Origin of the sequence: Micromonospora sp. B006 (assembly GCF_003408515.1) — a bacterium.
GTDB classification, from domain to species: Bacteria; Actinomycetota; Actinomycetes; order Mycobacteriales; family Micromonosporaceae; genus Micromonospora; species Micromonospora echinospora_A.
This window is the reverse complement of the sequence record NZ_CP030865.1, coordinates 6,545,017-6,563,271: the sequence shown is the minus strand read 5'-3', so window position 1 is coordinate 6,563,271 and position 18,255 is coordinate 6,545,017. Positions and strand designations below refer to the sequence as shown.

18 protein-coding genes are annotated in these 18,255 nt (G+C 73.9%); 14 read left to right on the top strand and 4 right to left on the bottom strand.

What is annotated here, in order from left to right; genetic code table 11:
• Positions 1-20: 20 nt before the first annotated feature.
• Both MicB006_RS29435 and MicB006_RS29430 read left to right on the top strand, forming a co-directional pair.
• Entirely contained in the window at positions 21-2,135 is a 2,115-nt protein-coding gene (locus MicB006_RS29435) for a molybdopterin-dependent oxidoreductase (protein ID WP_116510501.1), read from the top strand.
• A 95-nt stretch (positions 2,136-2,230) separates the two neighbouring features.
• On the top strand, positions 2,231-2,935 hold the full coding sequence (locus tag MicB006_RS29430; protein ID WP_116510499.1) for a CBS domain-containing protein: 705 nt from the start codon (positions 2,231-2,233) through the stop codon (positions 2,933-2,935).
• Between the two features lie 45 nt (positions 2,936-2,980).
• Here the strand turns inward: MicB006_RS29430 and MicB006_RS29425 are convergent, their stop codons facing one another.
• From MicB006_RS29425 to MicB006_RS29415, 3 genes are read right to left on the bottom strand one after another with little or no spacing between them, the layout of a single operon-like run.
• Entirely contained in the window at positions 2,981-4,318 is a 1,338-nt protein-coding gene (locus MicB006_RS29425) for a hypothetical protein (RefSeq protein ID WP_116510497.1), read from the bottom strand.
• Entirely contained in the window at positions 4,315-5,133 is an 819-nt protein-coding gene (locus tag MicB006_RS29420) for a sugar phosphate isomerase/epimerase family protein (RefSeq protein ID WP_116510495.1), read from the bottom strand. Before MicB006_RS29420 ends, MicB006_RS29425 begins: the two co-directional genes overlap by 4 nt.
• Positions 5,133-6,167 carry a zinc-binding dehydrogenase gene (locus MicB006_RS29415; RefSeq protein ID WP_116510493.1) on the bottom strand — a complete coding sequence of 345 codons (1,035 nt, stop codon included), beginning with the start codon at positions 6,165-6,167 and terminating at the stop codon, positions 5,133-5,135. The genes MicB006_RS29420 and MicB006_RS29415 overlap by 1 nt, the downstream gene beginning before the upstream one ends.
• A gap of 121 nt (positions 6,168-6,288) precedes the next feature.
• Here MicB006_RS29415 and MicB006_RS29410 point away from each other — a divergent pair, with 121 nt between their 5' ends.
• Genes MicB006_RS29410 through MicB006_RS29390 form a run of 5 tightly spaced genes read left to right on the top strand, consistent with a single transcriptional unit; the run spans position 6,289 to position 10,768 of the window.
• On the top strand, positions 6,289-7,680 hold the full coding sequence (locus MicB006_RS29410) for an ABC transporter substrate-binding protein (RefSeq protein WP_116510491.1): 1,392 nt from the start codon (positions 6,289-6,291) through the stop codon (positions 7,678-7,680).
• Complete coding sequence (locus tag MicB006_RS29405) at positions 7,677-8,636, top strand: carbohydrate ABC transporter permease (RefSeq protein ID WP_116510489.1); 960 nt, start codon at positions 7,677-7,679, stop codon at positions 8,634-8,636. The genes MicB006_RS29410 and MicB006_RS29405 overlap by 4 nt, the downstream gene beginning before the upstream one ends.
• Positions 8,636-9,502: a carbohydrate ABC transporter permease gene (locus MicB006_RS29400; RefSeq protein WP_116510488.1), complete on the top strand. Its 867-nt coding sequence runs from the start codon at positions 8,636-8,638 to the stop codon at positions 9,500-9,502. The genes MicB006_RS29405 and MicB006_RS29400 overlap by 1 nt, the downstream gene beginning before the upstream one ends.
• A gap of 22 nt (positions 9,503-9,524) precedes the next feature.
• Entirely contained in the window at positions 9,525-10,130 is a 606-nt protein-coding gene (locus MicB006_RS29395; RefSeq protein WP_116510486.1) for a phosphoesterase PA-phosphatase, read from the top strand.
• A gap of 32 nt (positions 10,131-10,162) precedes the next feature.
• Positions 10,163-10,768, top strand: a complete 606-nt coding sequence (locus MicB006_RS29390; RefSeq protein WP_116510484.1) for a bifunctional 2-polyprenyl-6-hydroxyphenol methylase/3-demethylubiquinol 3-O-methyltransferase UbiG — start codon at positions 10,163-10,165, stop codon at positions 10,766-10,768.
• 42 nt (positions 10,769-10,810) lie between these two features.
• On the opposite strand, the gene eccB is transcribed toward MicB006_RS29390, so the two are convergent.
• Complete coding sequence (gene eccB, locus MicB006_RS29385) at positions 10,811-12,193, bottom strand: type VII secretion protein EccB (RefSeq protein ID WP_116510482.1); 1,383 nt, start codon at positions 12,191-12,193, stop codon at positions 10,811-10,813.
• Positions 12,194-13,086: 893 nt separating this feature from the next.
• Between eccB and MicB006_RS29380 the strand changes: the two genes are divergently transcribed.
• The 7 genes from MicB006_RS29380 to MicB006_RS29350 all read left to right on the top strand — a co-directional run bounded on the left by MicB006_RS29380 (position 13,087) and on the right by MicB006_RS29350 (position 18,221).
• Positions 13,087-13,440 carry a co-chaperone YbbN gene (locus MicB006_RS29380; RefSeq protein ID WP_116510481.1) on the top strand — a complete coding sequence of 118 codons (354 nt, stop codon included), beginning with the start codon at positions 13,087-13,089 and terminating at the stop codon, positions 13,438-13,440.
• Positions 13,441-13,495: 55 nt separating this feature from the next.
• Positions 13,496-13,765: a metal-sensitive transcriptional regulator gene (locus tag MicB006_RS29375; RefSeq protein ID WP_013285930.1), complete on the top strand. Its 270-nt coding sequence runs from the start codon at positions 13,496-13,498 to the stop codon at positions 13,763-13,765.
• A gap of 153 nt (positions 13,766-13,918) precedes the next feature.
• Positions 13,919-15,316, top strand: a complete 1,398-nt coding sequence (locus MicB006_RS29370; RefSeq protein ID WP_116510479.1) for a rhodanese-like domain-containing protein — start codon at positions 13,919-13,921, stop codon at positions 15,314-15,316.
• 83 nt (positions 15,317-15,399) lie between these two features.
• Entirely contained in the window at positions 15,400-15,987 is a 588-nt protein-coding gene (locus MicB006_RS29365; RefSeq protein ID WP_116510478.1) for a rhodanese-like domain-containing protein, read from the top strand.
• Positions 15,984-16,880 (top strand): sulfite exporter TauE/SafE family protein, encoded by an 897-nt coding sequence (locus MicB006_RS29360; RefSeq protein WP_116510476.1) that lies wholly within the window; start codon positions 15,984-15,986, stop codon positions 16,878-16,880. The genes MicB006_RS29365 and MicB006_RS29360 overlap by 4 nt, the downstream gene beginning before the upstream one ends.
• Positions 16,819-17,427: a bifunctional 2-polyprenyl-6-hydroxyphenol methylase/3-demethylubiquinol 3-O-methyltransferase UbiG gene (locus tag MicB006_RS29355; protein ID WP_116510474.1), complete on the top strand. Its 609-nt coding sequence runs from the start codon at positions 16,819-16,821 to the stop codon at positions 17,425-17,427. The genes MicB006_RS29360 and MicB006_RS29355 overlap by 62 nt, the downstream gene beginning before the upstream one ends.
• An 83-nt stretch (positions 17,428-17,510) precedes the next feature.
• Positions 17,511-18,221 carry a spermidine synthase gene (locus MicB006_RS29350; protein WP_116510473.1) on the top strand — a complete coding sequence of 237 codons (711 nt, stop codon included), beginning with the start codon at positions 17,511-17,513 and terminating at the stop codon, positions 18,219-18,221.
• Positions 18,222-18,255: the final 34 nt, after the last annotated feature.

Here is an 18,255-nt window from a genome sequence, read left to right as displayed (position 1 = left end):
GCGTCGGTAGCATCCGCCCCATGGCCCCCGTCACCACCCATCCCGGCGCCTGCCCGCTGGACTGCCCCGACACCTGCGTCTGGCAGCTCACCGTCTCCGACGGCCGGGCGGTCGCGCTGCGCGGCGACCGCGACCATCCGTTCACCCGGGGCGCGCTCTGCGGGAAGGTCAACCGCTACCTGGACGCGGTGAACGGGCCGGACCGGCTCACCACGCCCTGGGTCCGCACCGGCCCGAAGGGGGCCGGCCGGGTCGCGTACCGGCCGGCGAGCTGGGACGAAGCAGTCGACCGGGTGGCCGCCGGACTGCGCGCGAGCATCGAACTCCACGGCCCGGAATCGGTGCTGCCCTACTACTTCGCCGGCACCATGGGCCTGGTCCAGGGCTGGACCATGGGCCCCCGGCTCTTCGCCCACCTGGGCGCGTCCCGGCTGGACACCACCATCTGCACGGCGGCGGCACGGGCGGCGCTGCGCTCGCTCTACGGCAGCTCGGTCGGCTTCGAGCCGGAGTCGATCGTGGAGGCGGGCCTGATCGTGCTCTGGGGCGCCAACCCGCTGGTGACCAACCTGCACCTGTGGCCGTTCGTGCAGCAGGCCCGCGAGCGCGGCGCGTACGTGGTGACCATCGACCCGCTGCGTACCGACACGGCGGCCCGCAGCGACGAGCACGTCGCGCCGCTGCCCGGCACCGACGCGGCGCTCGCGCTCGGGTTGATGCGCCACGTCCGCGACGCCGGGGCGGCCGACGAGGCGTGGCTGGCCGCGCACACCACCGGCTGGCCGGAGCTGGCCGCCCGGCTCGACGAGTGGCCGGTCGAGCGGGCCGCCGCCGAGTGCGGCCTGCCGCCCGGGACGGTACGCCGGCTCGGCGAGCGGATCGCCACCACCCGGCCCACCGCGATACGGGTCGGGCTGGGCCTGCAACGGCACCACGGCGCCGGGCAGGCGATCCGGGCCATCTGCGCGTTGCCGCTGGTCACCGGCGACTTCCGGTACCCCGGCGGCGGGGCCCTGGTGACCACCAGCGGCCACCACCCGGTCGACAACGGCCCGGTGATCCGGCCCGCCGGTATGCCGGCCCCGCCGGCCCGGACGCTGAACATGAGCCGGCTGGCCGCCGTGCTCACCGGGGAGGCGGACCCGCCGGTCACCTCGCTCGTGGTGTTCAACGCCAACCCGGCGGCGACCGCGCCGGACCAGGCCCGGCTGCTGACCGGGCTCGGCCGCGCGGACCTGTTCACAGTGGTGCTGGAGCAGCGCTGGACCGACACGTGTGACTACGCCGACGTGGTGCTCCCGGCCACCATGCAGCCCGAGCACCTGGACCTGCAGACGTCGTACGGGCACCACTACACGACGCTGAACCTGCCGGTCCCCCGGGCGCCCGGGGAGGCGCTGCCGAACACCGAGATCTTCCGCCGGATCGCCGCCGCGCTGGGCGTGGACCATCCGGCGTTCTCGGACAGCGACGAGGACCTGGCCCGGCAGTTGCTGGCCGGCGCGCCGATCACGTTCGAGGAGCTGCGCGAGCGCACGTACGCCCGGCTCACCGGCGTGCCGGTCGGTTCCGCGCCGTACGCCGAGGGCGGTTTCCCCACGCCGGACGGCCGCGCCCGGCTGCACGACCCGGCGCTCGCAGCGCTCGGCGTGGACCCGCTGCCCGGGTACACGCCGCCGGCCGAGGCGGCCGACCCGGAACTGGCCCGCCGGTTCCCGCTGACGCTGCTCACCCCGGCCAACCGCTACCTGATGAACTCCACGTTCGCCTCGCTGCCCTGGCACGCCCGCCGGGCCGGGCCGCCCAGGGTGCACCTGCACCCGGCCGACGCGGCGGCGCGCGGGCTCGCCGACGGCGACGCGGTACGCGTGCACAACGACAGGGGCGCGTTCCTCGCCGCGGTGGCGGTGGACGAGGCGACCCGGCCGGGGTGCGCGTTCACGTACAAGGCGTACTGGGCGCGGCGCAGCCCGGGGCGCTCCACCGTCAACGCCGTCACCGGGGTCCGCGACACGGACCTGGGCGAGGCGCCGACGTTCCACGACTGCCGGGTGGAGGTCGAGCCGGCGCCGGCCGGCCTGTTGATCGTCGAGCCGCCCGCCGACGAGGTCGCCGAGCCCGTCACGGCTGGGTGATTCGGGACCTCCGGCCCCCTGACCTGGTCTTTGCGCCCCTGCTCCGGCCCCGTCGCCGCCGCCTAGCGTCGGAGGCGGACACAGGGAGGTTCGCCATGCGTACGTGGCAGGTGCAGGACGTGATGACCAGGGACGTGGCGTCGGTACGGGAGGGCACGGCGTACCGGGAGATCGTCGACGTGCTGGCCGACCGGCACGTCACGGCGGCGCCGGTGGTGGACGAGACCCGGCGGGTGCTCGGCGTGGTGTCCGAGGCGGACCTGATGTACAAGGTGGAGCTGCTGGGGCAGCCCCGGGAGCGGCGGATCCTGCCCGACCGGCACCGCCGCGAGGCGCGGGCGAAGGCGGGCGCGACGCTCGCCGCGGACCTGATGACCGCTCCGCCGGTCACCGTCACGCCGGATGCGACGCTCGTCGAGGCGGCCCGGCTGATGGACGCGCGCGGCGTGAAGCGGCTGCCGGTGGTCGACGACCTCGGCCGTCTCGTCGGCATCGTCACCCGGGGTGACCTGCTCAAGGTGCACCTGCGCCCGGACGCCGGCATCCGGCGCGACGTGGTCGAGGAGGTGCTGTGGCGCAGCCTCGGCGTCCGCGACGGCGTGGTCGACGTGACCGTGCAGCGGGGCGTGGTGACGCTGACCGGGCAGGTGGAGCGCCGTTCCACGGCTCAGCTCGCGGTGCGGCTGGCCCGGCAGGTCAGCGGCGTGGTCGAGGTGGTCGACGCGCTCGGCTACGCGATCGACGACGCCCCGATGGCGGCCCTGCGCATCGGCGGCGGCGCCCCGGCCGGCCTCGTCTGACCCGGTACGGATCCGGTGGGCGCCGGTGTCCGGCGCCCACCGGTGTCACTCCTGGGCGAGCGCGTCCAGCACCAGCGCGGCGGTCCAGCTGAACGCCGGTGAGCCGAGTCCGGCGCCGGTGTCCGGGTGGAAGTACTCGTGGCAGCCGGCCCGGTCGACCAGGTCGAGCAGGGACTCGCGCAGCCCGGCGGCCAGGTCGGCCCGGCGGTGGGTACGCAGGCCCTGCCAGAGCAGCCAGCCGGTGTTGATCCAGCTCGGGCCGCGCCAGTAGCGCAGCGGCTCGAAGTCCGGCGCGGTGCGGTCGTACGTGGGCAGCGGCCGGTCCATCCGGGCGGCCAGCCCGAAGCGCGGCGAGCACGCCTCGGCCAGCACCGCGCTCACCTGCGCCGACGGCAGCTCGGGCAGCGCCAGCGGCATCAGCCCGAGCACGGTGCGGGCCGGCACGAGCCGGTCGGCGCGTACGTCGCGGGGGCGGAACGTGCCGGTGACCGGGTCCCAGAGGCGGGTGACGATCGCCTCGGTGATCCGGGCGCCCCGGTCGCGGTGCGGTCCCGGGTCGGCGCCGATCACGGTGGCGATGCGCGCGAGGGCGTACTCGGAGACGCCGAGCGCGGCGTTCACCAGGGGGCACTCCACCAGGAACGGGTGCCGTCCGAGCAGCCCTTCGTCCCGGTAGCGGCCGGCGCGGTACGACTCCACGAGCGCGACGTAGCGCGCGTAGTCCAGGTCGGTGGGGCGCTGCGACGCGTCGGCGTGCGCGGTGTCGTGCCGGCGGTACGCGCGCATCACCGCCTCGTCGGCCGGCACCGCGGCCAGCGGCGCGTCCCAGGCGGGGCTGTTGTCCAGCCCGGACTCCCACGGGTGCACGATCGACGCCAGCCCGGCGCCGCCGGCGTCGCGTCGACCGGTCAGGTAGCGCTGCTGCGCGACCAGCCTCGGGTAGAGCCGTCGCAGCGCGGCCACCGACGCCTCGCCGGGCGCCCGGCGGTGCACCAGCCAGGCGGCCGGGGCGTGCACCGGCGGCTGGACGATCCCGGAGGTGGCCCGGGCCGGGGCGCCGTCGGCGCGCGCGGAGTCCCAGAACTGCGGCCCGGGGAAGTACGGCCCGGCGCGCGAGGCCGGGTTGAACACGATGTGCGGCACCCGCCCGTCGACCCACTGCGCGGCGAACAGCGTGCGCAGCTCCCGCCAGGCCCGGTCGGGACGGACGTGGGCCAGGCCGATCGCGATGAACGCCGAGTCCCAGCTCCACTGGTGCGGGTAGAGCGTGCGCGAGGGCACCGTGTGGTCGTGTTCCCAGTTGGCGTCCAGGGTGGCCAGCGCGAGGCGGCGCAGCCGGGCGTGACGGTCGGCGTCGGCGCGTACCCCGGTGGTCAGCGTCATGCGGCGGCCCGCCGGGGACGGGCCTGGGCCAGCGCGTCGGCGGCCTGGCGCAGCGCGGCGACCGGCTCGCCGCGCAGCCGGCACTCCAGCGCGAGCCAGCCGGTATAGCCGATCGCGTCGAGCGTGGCCAGCAGCGCGGCCCAGTCCAGGTGCCCGGCGCCGGGCTGGTGCCGGTTGGAGTCGCTGACCTGCACGTGCCCGAGGTACGGCGCGGCGGCGCGCAGCGCGGCGTTCGGGTCGTCCTCCTCGATGTTCATGTGGTAGGTGTCGGCGGCCACCCGCAGCGCCGGTGACCCGACCGCGCGGCACAGCTCCACGGCCTGGTCGAGCCGGTTGACCATGTGGTCCTCGTACCGGTTGAGCGGTTCCAGGAACAGCGTGACCCCCTCGGCGCGGGCGTGCCCGGCCAGCTCGCCCAGGGCGTCGACGAGCACCCGCCGGTCACCGTCGGCCGAGCGTGGCGGTTCGAACGGCGGCAGCCGGCGGGAGAACATGCCCCACGCGGCCGGCGTCATCGCGCCGACGCCGCCCAGCTCGGCGATCACGGAGAGCTGGGAGCGCAGGTTGTCCACCGCGTCGCGGGAGCGGACCGGGTCGAAGTCGCCGATGAAGTGGTCCATCTCGACGCAGACGGTCGGCATGACCACACCTGCGGCGCGGGCGCGGCGCAGCTCCGGCAGCCGTCCGGCCAGCGCGTGGTCACCCCGGCCGCGCAGTTCGATGCCCTGGTAGCCGAGGGAGACGGCGAGGGCGTACTTCCGGGTCAGGTCGGCGCCGGGGAGCAGTTGCTCCTGGCAGGCGAGCGGAATGTCCATCAGAACCTCAGCACCACTTGGAGGACGTCACCGTCACCGCGGTCGAGCAACGCCAGGGCGTCGGCCACCGCGCCCGCGTCGACGACGTGGCTCACCAGCGGCAGCGGGTCGACGCTGCCCTCGGCCACCAGGTCCATGAACGTGTCCGCGATCCGGGTCCCGGACCACCGGCCGGCCGTGCCGGGTGCCGGGTCCGGCCCGGAGACCTGGGCGGCCACCAGCTGGATCCGGTTGTGGTGGAACTCCTCGCCGAGTTCCAGCCCGTGGGCGTACCCCTGGTAGAAGCCGGCGGCGACGACGCGGCCGGCGTGCGCGGTGGCCCGGATCGCCTCGTGCAGCGCCGGGTACGACCCGGACAGCTCCAGGCACACGTCGGCGCCCCGGCCGCCGGTGGCCGTGCGCAGCGCGGCGGCGGGCGACTCGGCGGCGTCGACGACCCGGCGGGCGCCGAGCCCGGTGGCGTGCGCGAGCCGCCCGGGCATCCGGTCGACGGCTACCACGCGGGCGCCGGAGAGCACCGCGAGCCGGGTGCCGAGCAGCCCGATCACGCCCTGCCCGAACACGCCCACCCAGTCGCCCAGGTGCAGGTCACCAGCGAGCACCGCGGTCAGCGCGATGGCGCCGGGTCGGGCGAAGACGGCGGCGAGCGGGTCGATGCCGGGCGGCAGCGGATGCGCCGCCGCGGCGGGCAGCACCGCTTCGGCGCGGTGCCCCCAGATGCCCCAGACGAGCTGGCCGGGCCGCCGGTCGGCGACGTCCGGAGCGGCCTCGACGATCTCGCCGACCTCCTCGTAGCCGAAACCCACCACCGGGTACGCGGGGCCGGCCTGCCGGGGCACGAACATGCGGCTGCCGGCGTCCCAGTCTTTCCGCAGGCGCGGGTTGCTGCCCCGGTAGAGGGTCAGTTCGGTGCCGGCGGAGATGCCCGAGTAGCGGGTGCGGACGCGGACCTGGCCCGGACCGAGCCGGTCCGCGGGGCAGGGCTCCAGGCGTACGTGCCGGGGCCCGGCCAGAGAGACAACCCAGTTGCTCATGGCGTCGCTCCGAAGAAAGTGCCGACCTCGATTCTAACCCAAAAAATGGGCATATGTGATTACATTGATGAATCGATGGGTATTAGCGGCAAGCCGTACTCTTTCGAGAGGAGTGCCACCGATGTCATCACCCTCAACGCGGCGGCTCGCACTAGGCCTGATCCTGGCACTGGCCGGGACCGGCGTGGCCGCATGCAGCGACGACGGGCAGAAATCCGACAGTTCCCGGATCACCGTCTGGAGCCTGGAAGACGTGGCGGACCGGGTCGCCGCCACCAAGGCGATCATCGCCGACTACACCGCGAAGACCGGCGTCAAGGTCAACCTCGTCACCGTCAACGAGGACCAGTTCCCGTCCCTGATCGCCTCCAGCGCCGCCGCCGGCGACCTGCCCGACGTGGTCGGCTCCGTCTCCCTGGCCGGGGTGCGCACGCTGTCCGCCAACGAACTGGTCGACGCCGACGCCAACGGCACGGTCGTCGACCGGCTCGGCAAAGACACGTTCACGCCCCGCGCGCTGGAACTCACCAGCGACGGCGGCAAGCAGCTCGCCGTACCCAGCGACGGGTGGGGCCAGCTGCTCGTCTACCGCAAGGACCTGTTCGCCGCCGCCGGCCTGCCCGTGCCCGACACGTACGAGAAGATCGCCGCCGCGGCGGCGAAGCTGAACACCGGCGGCGTCGCCGGCATCACCGCGGCCACCGCGCCCGGCGACGTGTTCACCCAGCAGACGTTCGAACACCTGGCGCTGGCGAACAACTGCCGGCTCACCGACGACGCCGGCAAGATCACCCTCGACTCCCCCGAGTGCGTCGAGGCGTTCCGCTTCTACGGCGACCTGATGCGGAACAACTCGGTCAAGGGCGCCCAGGACGTGGACACCACCCGCGCCACCTACTTCGCCGGCAAGGCAGCCATGCTGATCTGGTCGCCGTTCATCCTCGACGAGCTGGCCGGCCTGCGCGCCGACGCCCGCCCCACCTGCCCCCAGTGCCAGTCCGACGCGGCGTGGCTCGCGAAGAACAGCGGCTTCGTCACCGCGATCAAGGGCCCGAACGGCACCGAGCCGGCCCAGTACGGCGAGGTCAGCTCCTGGTCGGTGCTCGACGGCGCGGCCGACCCGGCGAAGTCGTTCGTGGAGTACATGCTCTCCGACGGCTACCCCCGCTGGTTCGGCATGTCCCCCGAGGGGCGCTTCCCGGTGCGCACCGGCACGCCGGAGGACAAGCAGAAGTTCCGCACCGCCTGGAACACCAGCCCCGCCGGGGTGGACACCAAGAAGCCGCTGTCCGAGGTCTACGGCGAGGACGTGCTCGCCACGCTGCGGCGCAGCCCCGACACGTTCCAGCGCTGGGGCCTGACCGAGAACCAGGGCAAGCTGGTCGGCGCGATCCTGGGTGAACTACCAGTGCCCAAGGCGCTCGCCGACGTCGTCGGTGGCAAGTCCGACGCCCGCGCCGCCGCCGAACGCGCCCGCAAGGACGTCGAGGCGATAGCCAAGGGCGTCAATTGACCACCACCGCGCCGGAGGCCGGCCGCTCCCCCGCACCGGAGCGACCCCGCCGACCCGGCCGCCGCCCGCTGACGCTGCGCCGCCGCGAGTCCCGCGCCGGGCTCGCGCTCGTCGCCCCGACCCTGCTCGTCGTGCTCGCGGTGATCGGCATACCCATCGTCTGGACGGTGGTGCTGGCCTTCCAGCGGGTACGCCTGGCGACACTGCGCAAGACCGGCCTGTTCGGCGAGCTGACGCTGGACAACATCGACCGGGTCCTGCACACCCCCGGATTCGCCGACACGCTCTGGACCACGGTGCTCTACAGCGTCGGCGGCACCGCCGGCTCGATTCTGGTCGGCCTGGTGGCGGCGCTGGCCGTCCGCGGGCCGTTCCGGGGCCGCACCCTGGTACGCGCGTCGATGCTGCTGCCGTACGTGGCGCCGGTGGTCGCCATGACGTTCGTCTGGCAGGTCATGCTCGACCCGCAGCTCGGCATCGTCAACGACTGGGGGAAGCGCTTCCTGGGCTGGGATCAGCCGGTGCCGTTCCTGTCCCAGGAGTCCACCGCGCTGTGGACGGTGATCGCGTTCGAGGCGTGGCGCTACTTCCCGTTCGCGTTCCTGTTCCTGCTCGCGCGGCTCCAAGCGGTGCCCGGCGAACTGGAGGAGGCCGCCCGGGTCGACGGGGCGACACCCACCCAGCGGTTCCGGCACATCATCCTGCCGCAGCTCATGCCGGTGATCGCGCTGATCGGCGTGCTGCGTTTCATCATGACGTTCAACAAGTTCGACGACGTCTACCTGCTCACCGGCGGCTCGGCCGGCACCGAGGTGGTGAGCGTCCGCGTCTACCAGTTCCTCACCGCCCGTACCGACATCGGCGCGGCCGCCGCCCAGGCGGTAGTGCTCGCCGTGGTGCTGCTCGTGTTCGTGGCGATCTACCTGCGCTTCTTCGGCGCGCGACGGGAGGCGTGATGGACCGGGACCGGATCGAGACGGTGAGCCTGCGCTGGCTGCGCCGGCTGGTGATCGCCGGCTTCCTGGTGGTCACGCTGCTGCCGTTCTGGTACATGCTGGTGCTCTCGGTGCGCCCGATCGAACGCCTGCTGCTCGAACCCGGCTCGCTCTGGGTGCCGTTCGGCGAGCTGACCGTCGCCACGTACGCCGAGGTCCTCAAGTCCGTCTCCGACGGTGGCCAGGGCTTCCTCACGTTCATCCGCAACAGCGGCCTGGTGGCGCTCGCCGCGACCGCGCTCACCCTGGTGATCGCCATTCCCGGCGCGTACGCGGTGTCCCGCCTGCGGTTCTTCGGCCGCCGGCAGGTCAGCGCGCTGTTCCTGGCGGTCTACCTGTTCCCGTCGATCGTCATCGCGATCCCGCTGTTCGTGGTCTTCAGCCGGGCCGGGCTGCGCGGGTCGCTGACCGGGCTCGTGCTCGTCTACATCTCGCAGACGCTGCCCGTCTCGGTCTACATGCTGAAGAACTACTTCGAGACCATCCCGGTCAGCCTGGAGGAGTCGGCGGCGATCGACGGCGCGGGCCGCCTGGGCATCATCCGCCGGGTCAGCCTGCCCCTCGCTGCGCCGTCGGTGATGGCTGTCGCGCTGTACGACTTCATGATCGCCTGGAACGAGTACCTGTTCGCGCTGCTGTTCCTGGTCGACCGGCCCGACCGGTGGACCGTGTCGCTGGGGCTGTCGCTGCTCGCCGACGGCGTCGAGGTGCCCAAGACCGTGCTGATGGCCGGCTCGGTCATCCTCACGCTGCCGATCGTGGTGCTCTTCTTCGCCGGTGAGCGGCTGTTGACCGAGGGACTCACCAGCGGAGCCGAGAAGGGCTGAGCGTCCGTGCCAGGATGATCGGGTGCGAGCATCACGGGAGGAGCAGCCGGCCGGCGCGCGGGCGGCCCGGCTGCTCACCGAGGCGCTCGCCCCGACCGTCCTGGTCACGGCGCTGCCGCTGATCGCCGCCGCCCGGGTCAGCCGCTCGGCAGGCCAGTTCCTGCTCTGGGGCGGCATCGCGCTGGCGTTCTGCGCCGTCATCCCGATCGGCGTGCTCGTGCACGGCGTACGCCGGGGGCGGCTCACCGACCGGCACGTCGGCGACCGCACCCAGCGGGCCCGGCCGCTGTCGATCGGGCTCGCCTCGGTGGCGGCCGGGTTGCTGCTGCTGGCGGCGGTACGCGCGCCCGCCGAACTGTTCGCCGTCATCGTCGTGGTCTTCGTGGTCGGCGCGGCGTGCGCGCTGGTGAACCACTGGTGGAAGCTCAGCATCCACGCGGCGGTGGTCGCCGCCACCGTCGCCGTGCTGGTGCCGCTGGTCGGCCCGGTCGCACACCTCGGCTGGCCGCTCGTGGCGGCGGTCGGCTGGTCCCGGGTACGGCTGCGCGACCACACCTGGCCGCAGGTGCTGGCCGGCGTCGCGCTGGGCGGGCCGCTGGCCGCCGGCACGTTCCTGGCGCTCGCCTGACCCGGGCCCACAAGATCAGCTACGGTGGCCTCATGGGCAAGCCGACCCGCTGGGTGACCGACACGAAGCCCGGCCACTCCCAGTGGTACGTGGACCGCTTCCGCCAGCTCGCCTCCGAGGGCGCCGACCTGGCCGGTGAGGCGCGGCTGCTGGACGCGCTCGTACCGCCCGGCGCGCGCGTGCTGGACGCCGGCTGCGGCACCGGCCGGGTCGCCGCCGTGCTCGCCGCGCGCGGGCACGACGCCGTGGGCGTGGACGCCGACCCGACACTCGTCGAGGCGGCCCGCGCCGACCACCCCGGGCCCCGCTTCCTGGTCGCCGACCTGGCCGAGCTGGACCTGGCCGCCCAGGGTGAGCCCGAGCCGTTCGACGCCGCCGTGCTGGCCGGCAACGTGATGGTCTTCGTCGCCCCCGGCACCGAACGCGACGTGCTGGGCCGGGTCGCCGCGCATGTGCGCCCGGACGGCCTGGTCGTGGTCGGCTTCGCCACCGACCGCGGTTACCCGGTGGCCGACCTGGACGCCGACGCGATCGCCGCCGGGCTGCGCCCCGAGCACCGCTTCGCCACCTGGGACCTGCGTCCCTGGCGCGACGACGCCGACTTCGCGGTGAGCGTGCTGCGCCGCCCCGCCGACTGACCCGCTCCTTTCTCGCCCGGCCTGCGCCCGTGCTCCTGGCGGTCAGGCGGGTGCGGCCACGGTGCGGGCGGCCTCCGGGTCGAGCGGGCTGCCCGCCGGCAGCAGGTCCACCAGGCCCGCCGGCAGCCGCGCCGGGCGCACGCCCGCGTACCCGAGCATGCCGGCCACCACCGCGCCGGTCAGCGCGTACCGCCGTCCCAGGTCGGTGACCACGCAGATCGCGCCGCCGGTAGCGCCCGGTGCGGACACCGCCTCCACGAGCGCGCCGCGTCCCGGCTCCACCACCACCTCGTCGGCGAGCCCGGCCCGGCCGGCGGGCGTCCGCGTGGGGGCGGCGAGGTCCGGCGCGGTGACGCCGACGCGAAGCTCGCGTACCCCGGTGTCGTCACCGGCCCGCGCGCAGAGCGCACCGCCCTCGGCGGCGGCCAGCCGGGCGGGTACCGCGGGCGGCGCGGTCGGCCCGCCGGGCACCAGACCGGGCAGCTTCGGCAGCGCGGCGAACCGGCCGAGCGTGATCGGTTCCGGCTCGCCCTGGCCGGTGCGGGCCAGCAGCAGCGCCGCCTGCAACTCGGTGATGCCGGCCAGCCCGCCGCGCTGCGCCACCGCGTACTGCCGTCCGCCACCGGAGTTACGCACCAGGTAGACGTCACCCACGCTCGCGCCGGTGACCCGCTCGGACGGCTCACCGAGGTCGCCGACCGGCGGCGGGGCCAGGTCGACGCCGGCCGGCAACGAGTTGAGCAGCGCCGCCGCGACCGGCACCGCCCGTTCCCGGGTGGCGGCCAGCGCGGCCAGCACCCGGTCGGTGTCGCGCAGCAGGTAGCGCCGGTCGCGCCAGACCAGGTGCAGGGCGCCGTCCGGGTGGCGTGCCAGCAGGCCCTGATCGCCGAGCGCCCGGCCTCCGGTGGCCTCCCGCCCGATCAGCAGCACCGACCGGGCCTCGCCGCGCCCGCTCTCGTCCCCCTCCATGGAGCAGAGCGTCCACGCGTCGCGGACCAGCCGATTCGGCGCGGGCAGCGAGTCCGGCGCGTCGGCGATGCCCAGCGGCAGACCGCGCGGCACCCCCTCGATGGCGCGGCGGCTGACCAGCACCGTCTTCGGCTGCTCCGCCCCGATGATCAGCAGCGCGGAGGCGTAGTTCAACACCGGGTGCAGCTTCTCGTCGCGGTAGACGAACCGCGCGCCCGACTCCTTCTCCACGATCACCGCGCCGGTCTCGCGCCACGAGTCACCGCCGCCGGTGAACAGGCCGTAGAGCGCGACGCCGCCGAGCGCGATCGCGGCGACCAGGACGCTGGCCAGACCGGCGCCGGCCAGCCGGCGGAACGGGGACTGCGGCGGGTCGGTCTCCCGCATGACGAGCGCGGCGACCGCCCGCTGGACGGTGAACTGGTACGAGTGCAGCTGGTCCTGCCGCGACGCCATCGGGTCCCTTCCCGCCGGGATGGTCGGCGCACAGGATAAGCGCTCCGTCGATGCCCCGGCGACCCTGCGTGTCCCTCACCGGCCCTTGGTTGTCGGCCCGTTCCGCCAGTACGCCGACGTGGCTGCATCTCACCCACCCGGACCCGACCACTTCCCCGAACTGGAGTCGATCAAGCCACAGGGTGTGCGCCCACCCCACTTCGCCCGAACACCGGCACGGGGGCGCCCGGCCCCAGCGCAAGCACGGCGAAGTGGCTGCATCACATCCACCCGGACCCGACCACCTCCCCGAGGTGGAGTCGATCAAGCACGGGTGCACACCCGCCCCAGTTCGCCCGAACACCGACACGGGCGCGCCCGTGCCCGGCCCCAGCGCAAGTACGCCGAAGTGGCTGCATCACACCCGGCCGGACCACACCACCTCCCCGAACTGGAGTCGATCACGCCACGGGCGCACGCGGACGCCCATCCGCCCCAATTCGCCCGAGCACCGGCACAAAGCACGCCCACCCCAGGCCCCAGCGCAAGTACGCCGAAGTGGCTGCATCACACCCGCCCGGACCCCACCACCTCGCCGAACTGGAGTCGATCACACCACGGCACAGACAGCCCAGCCCTGGCTCCGGTCGACCAGGCCACCGACGACGACCTCCAGGCCAGCCGAGGCCCGAGCCCTGTGCAGCTCCCCCACAGGAACCCTGCCCCACCGGGACAGTGCGTTCGCCACGCCGATGCACTCGCCCGCCACCTCCCCCGAGGTGACCGCATCACACCGGCCCGGACCTAACCACCTCCCCGAAGTGGAGTCGATCAAGGCGGCCGGAGCACCCGCCCGGAATGGATACCCCCGGGGGTGTGTTACACATGCCGGAACCGAACCAACGGAGGTACTGATGGCCAGCGTGGCGTTGACCACCACCGACTTCGCGGACACCGTCAACCGGGACGGCATCGTCCTGGCCGACTTCTGGGCCGGCTGGTGCGGCCCCTGCCGGGCGTTCGCGCCGGTCTACGAGAAGGCCGCCGAGCAGCATCCGGACATCGTCTTCGGCAAGGTCGACACCGAGGCCGAGCCGGCCCTCGCGGCCGCGGCCCAGATCCGGTCGATCCCGACACTCATGGCGTTCCGGGACGGCGTGCTGGTGTTCGCCCAGCCGGGCGCCCTGCCGACGGCCGGGCTGGAGGAGCTGATCCGAGCCGTGCGCGACCTCGACATGAACGAGGTCCGGGCTCAGGCCGGCGTCTGATCGGGGTGGCGACAGGGGTACCCCCTGGGGTATCTTCGAGCACAGGAGGTGGGACGTGAATCTTCGACCCGAGATGACCGGCGAGGCGCTTACCCGGCTCAAGCGGGCCCGGGGGCAGCTCAACGCCGTCATCGAGATGATGGAGAACGGCGAGGACTGCCGCGCCGCGCTGACCCAGCTCGCCGCGGTCTCGAAGGCCATCGACCGGGCCGGCTTCAAGATCATCGCCTCCGGCATGCGCTACTGCGACGCCGCCCGCCAGGCCGGCGAGGAGCCGGAGATGACCGAGGAGGAGCTGGAGAAGCTCTTCCTGTCCCTCGCCTGACGGCGCCCCCTGACGGTGCCCGCCTGACCAGCTGAGTCCCACCCGCGCCGTGTGACCATGGCGCGGGTGGGTAAAACCACTGCCCGGAGAACCCGGGCCGCAGACTGTCCCGCACATACCCCCCGGGGTATATAGGCAAAGAGAGGAAACGGCATGACTATCGACGTGTCCGTCATCGCGACCTCCTCGCTCGGCGACCGCAGCTACCTGGCCTCCGACGGTCGGGTGGCGATCGTGGTCGACCCGCAGCGCGACATCGACCGAGTCCTGTACCTGGCCGGCGCCAAGGGCGTACGGATCACCCACGTGGTGGAGACGCACATCCACAACGACTACGTCTCCGGCGGTCTGGAGCTGGCCCGGATCACCGGCGCGCAGTACCTGGTGGCCGCCGCCGACACCGTCGAGTTCGACCGCACGCCGGTCTCCGACGGCGACACCGTGCCGGTCTCGGACACGATGCGGCTGCGGGTGCTCGGCACGCCGGGCCACACGTTCCACCACCTGTCGTACGTGCTCGACGAGCACGATGGCGGCTGGACTCCGGCCGGCGTGTTCACCGGCGGGTCGCTGCTGTTCGGCACCACCGGCCGTACCGACCTGCTCGGCCAGCAGTACGCGCACGAACTGGCGCACCACCAGCACGCCTCGGCCCGCAAGCTCGCCGACCTGCTGCCCGACGGCGCGCAGGTGTGGCCCACGCACGGCTTCGGCAGCTTCTGCTCGGCCAGCCAGGCCGACGCCCCCGAGTCGACGATCGGCCGGGAGAAGGAGGCCAACCCGGTGCTGCGGCTGGCCGCCGACCGGTTCGTCACCGAGACGCTGGCCGGGCTGGACGCCTACCCGGCGTACTACGCCCACATGGGCGTGGCGAACGCGGCCGGGCCCGCCCCGGTCGACCTCACGCCGGTGGCCCGCGCCGACGCCGACGAGCTGCGCCGTCGCATCGCCGCCGGCGAGTGGGTGGTCGACCTGCGTCACCGCAAGGCGTACGCGACCTCGCACCTGGCCGGCACCGTCAGCCTCGGCCTCGACGGGCCGATGTCGACGTGGCTCGGCTGGCTGATCGACTGGGGCGTGCCGGTGACGTTCCTGGCGCAGACCCCGGAGCAGGTCGCCGACGCCCAGCGGGAACTGGTCCGCATCGGCATCGACCGCCCGGCCGCACAGGCCACCGGCGAACCCGAGCAGTGGGCCGGCGACCCGGCGCAGCTGCGCGAGATGGCAGTGGCCGACTTCGGCGCGCTCGCCGCCGCGCAGGCCGGGAAGACCCCGGCCGGGCTGCCCGAGCCGCAGGTCGTCCTCGACGTGCGGATGACGAACGAGTGGAAGGCCGGGCACATCGACGGCGCGGTGCACGTGCCGCTGCCGGACGTGCCGAAGCGGCTCGCCGACATCCCCGCCGGGACGATCTGGGTGCACTGCGGCTCCGGCTACCGGGCCACCGCCGCCGCGTCCCTGCTCGCCAACGCCGGCCGCGATGTGGTGCTGATCGACGACGCGTACGCCCGGGCCGCGGAGGCCGGCGTACGGATGGCGCCCGCCGCCTGACCCTCTCCCCCGACGCCCGGCCGGCGTGCCGACACGCCGGCCGGCGACGGATCCTGCCCGAAAACAGCCCAAGGAGACAGAGCATGACCACGACCACCCCCACCACCACCATCGACGCGGCCACCCTGCGTGAGCTGATCGCCGCCGGCCGTCCGCCCCGGGTACTGGACGTGCGTACGCCCGGCGAGTTCGAGGCGGCGCACATCCCCGGCGCGTACAACGTGCCGCTGGACCTGCTCCGCGAGCACCGCGCCGAGCTGCGCAGCCACCTGGACGAGGACGTGGTGCTCGTCTGCCGCTCCGGCGTCCGGGCGAGTCAGGCCGGCCAGGCGCTCGGCGCCGTCGGCCTGCCCAACGTCAAGGTGCTCGACGGCGGCATGCTGGCCTGGCAGGCCACCAACGCCCCGGTCAACCAGGGCCGGTCGCGCTGGGACCTGGAGCGCCAGGTACGCCTCGTGGCCGGCGCGATCGTGCTCGCCGCCGTGCTCGGCTCGGTGTTCGTGCCCGGCCTGAAGTGGGTCGCCGCGTTCATCGGCGCGGGCCTCACGTTCGCCGCGCTCACCAACACCTGCGCGATGGGCATGCTGCTGAGCAAGCTGCCGTACAACCGTGGCGCGAGCTGCGACCTCGACACGATCGTCGGGCAGTTGCGCGACGGGGGCCGTAGGTGACCACTCTCGCGCTGACGCTGGCCGGCGCGGTGCTGATCGGCGTGACGCTGGGTCTGCTCGGCGGCGGCGGGTCGATCCTCGCCGTGCCGCTGCTGGTCTACGTCGCCGACCTGCCCGCGAAGGAGGCCATCGCCACCTCGCTGCTCGTCGTCGGCGTGACCAGCGCGGTGGGCGTGTTGCCGCACGCCTGGGCGAACCGGGTCCGCTGGCGTACCGGGCTCGTGTTCGGCGTGGCCGGCATGACCGGCGCGTACGCGGGCGGCCGGCTGGCCGAGTTCGTCCCGGCCGGTGTCCTGCTCACCGGGTTCGCGCTGATGATGCTGGCCACCGCGGTCGCGATGCTCCGGGGCCGTCGGTCCGCCGAGGGCCGGTCGAAGCCGCACGAGCTGCCGATGCTGCGGGTGGTCGGGGACGGCGTGGTCGTCGGCCTGGTCACCGGTCTGGTCGGCGCGGGCGGCGGCTTCCTGGTCGTACCGGCTCTCGCCCTGCTGGGTGGGTTGCCGATGCCGGTGGCGGTCGGCACCTCGCTCGTCGTCATCGCGATGAAGTCGTTCGCCGGCCTGGCCGGCTACCTGTCCAGCGTGCAGATCCACTGGGGGCTGGCCGGCGCGGTCACGGTCGCCGCGGTCGTCGGCAGCCTGCTCGGTGGCCGGCTCGCCGGGCGGATCCCGGCAGATCTGCTGCGCCGCGGGTTCGGCTGGTTCGTCGTGGTGATGGGCGTGTTCGTGCTCGCACAGCAGCTGCCGCCGGTCTGGGGACTCGCCGTGGGAGCGGTTGCCGTGGCCGGTACGGTCACCATGGCGGTGTGGGGCCGCCGAGGAAGGGGACACAGTGGACAGCAGCGCCTGGGACAGCCGGTACGCCGACACGCCCGGACTGGTGTGGAGCGCTGAGCCCAACCGTTTCGTGGTCGAGTCGGTCGCCGGGCTGACCCCCGGGTCGGCGCTGGACATCGCGGCCGGCGAGGGACGCAACGCGGTCTGGCTGGCCGGTCAGGGCTGGCGGGTGAACGCGGTGGACTTCTCCACCGTGGCCGTCGAGCGGGGGCGGCAGATGGCCGCCGCGCGGGGCGTGACCGTCGAGTGGCGGGTCGCGGACGTGACCGCGTACCGGCCGGTGCCGAACAGCTACGACCTGGTGCTGATCAGTTACCTGCACCTGCCCGCCGCCGAGTTCGCCGGCGTGCTCGCCGCGGCGAAGTCGGCGCTGCGTCCCGGGGGCACGCTCGTGGTGGTCGGGCACGACCTGGCCAACCTCACCGGTGGCACCGGCGGTCCGCAGGACCCCGCCGTGCTGCTCACGCCTGAGGCGGTGGTCGACGGGCTGGCCGGGCTGCGGGTCCAGCGGGCCGAGACCACGCGCCGGCCGGTCCCGACGAGCGACGGCGGCGCCGTCGACGCGCTGGACACGGTCGTGGTGGCCACTCGCCCCGCCGACTGAGCGCCGCGACGCCCGGGGTTTCGCCGGGCCGGGCCGGGACCGGCCGGTAGCATCCGGGGACGGATCGGCGGAGAGGACACCGGGTGGGCGCGCGCTTCGAGGAACTGGCCTGGCGGGAGACGCCGATCGGCGAGATCAGCCTGCGGCGGCGGCGCGACCCGGCGCTGGGCTCCGAGGTGTACGAGGTGAAGCTCGACGACGAGTACCTCATGTCCAGCGCCTTCCCGGTGGCGGAGATCGAACTGGCCCGGCTCGGGCTGGCCTCGCTCACCGGCACGGAGCTGGACGTGGTGGTCGGCGGGCTCGGCCTCGGCTACACCGCGCGTACCGCGCTGGAGGATCCCCGGGTGCGTTCGCTGCTGGTGGTCGAGGCGATCGAGGACGTGATCGACTGGCACCGCCGGGACCTGCTGCCGTTCACCGCCGGCCTGGCCACCGATCCGCGTACCCGGTTCGTCCGGGCGGATTTCTTCGCCGCTGTCGCCGACGGCGGTTTCGACCCGGACGAGCCGGGTCGTCGCTTCCACGCGGTGCTGCTGGACGTGGACCACTCCCCTCGCCAGGTGCTGCACCCGAGCCACGCCGCGTTCTACACGGTCGACGGGCTGCGCCGGCTGGCCGCGCTGCTGCACCCGGACGGGGTCTTCGCGCTCTGGTCGAACGACCCGCCGGACACGGCGTTCCAGCGCACGCTCACCGCTGTGTTCCCGACCTCGGTGGCGCACGTCGTCCGGTTCCCGAACCCGTTGCAGGGCCGGGAGGCGGCGAACACCGTGTACGTGGCCCGGCACTGACCCACCCGGCGGCGCATGGCCGCAGGACCAGCGG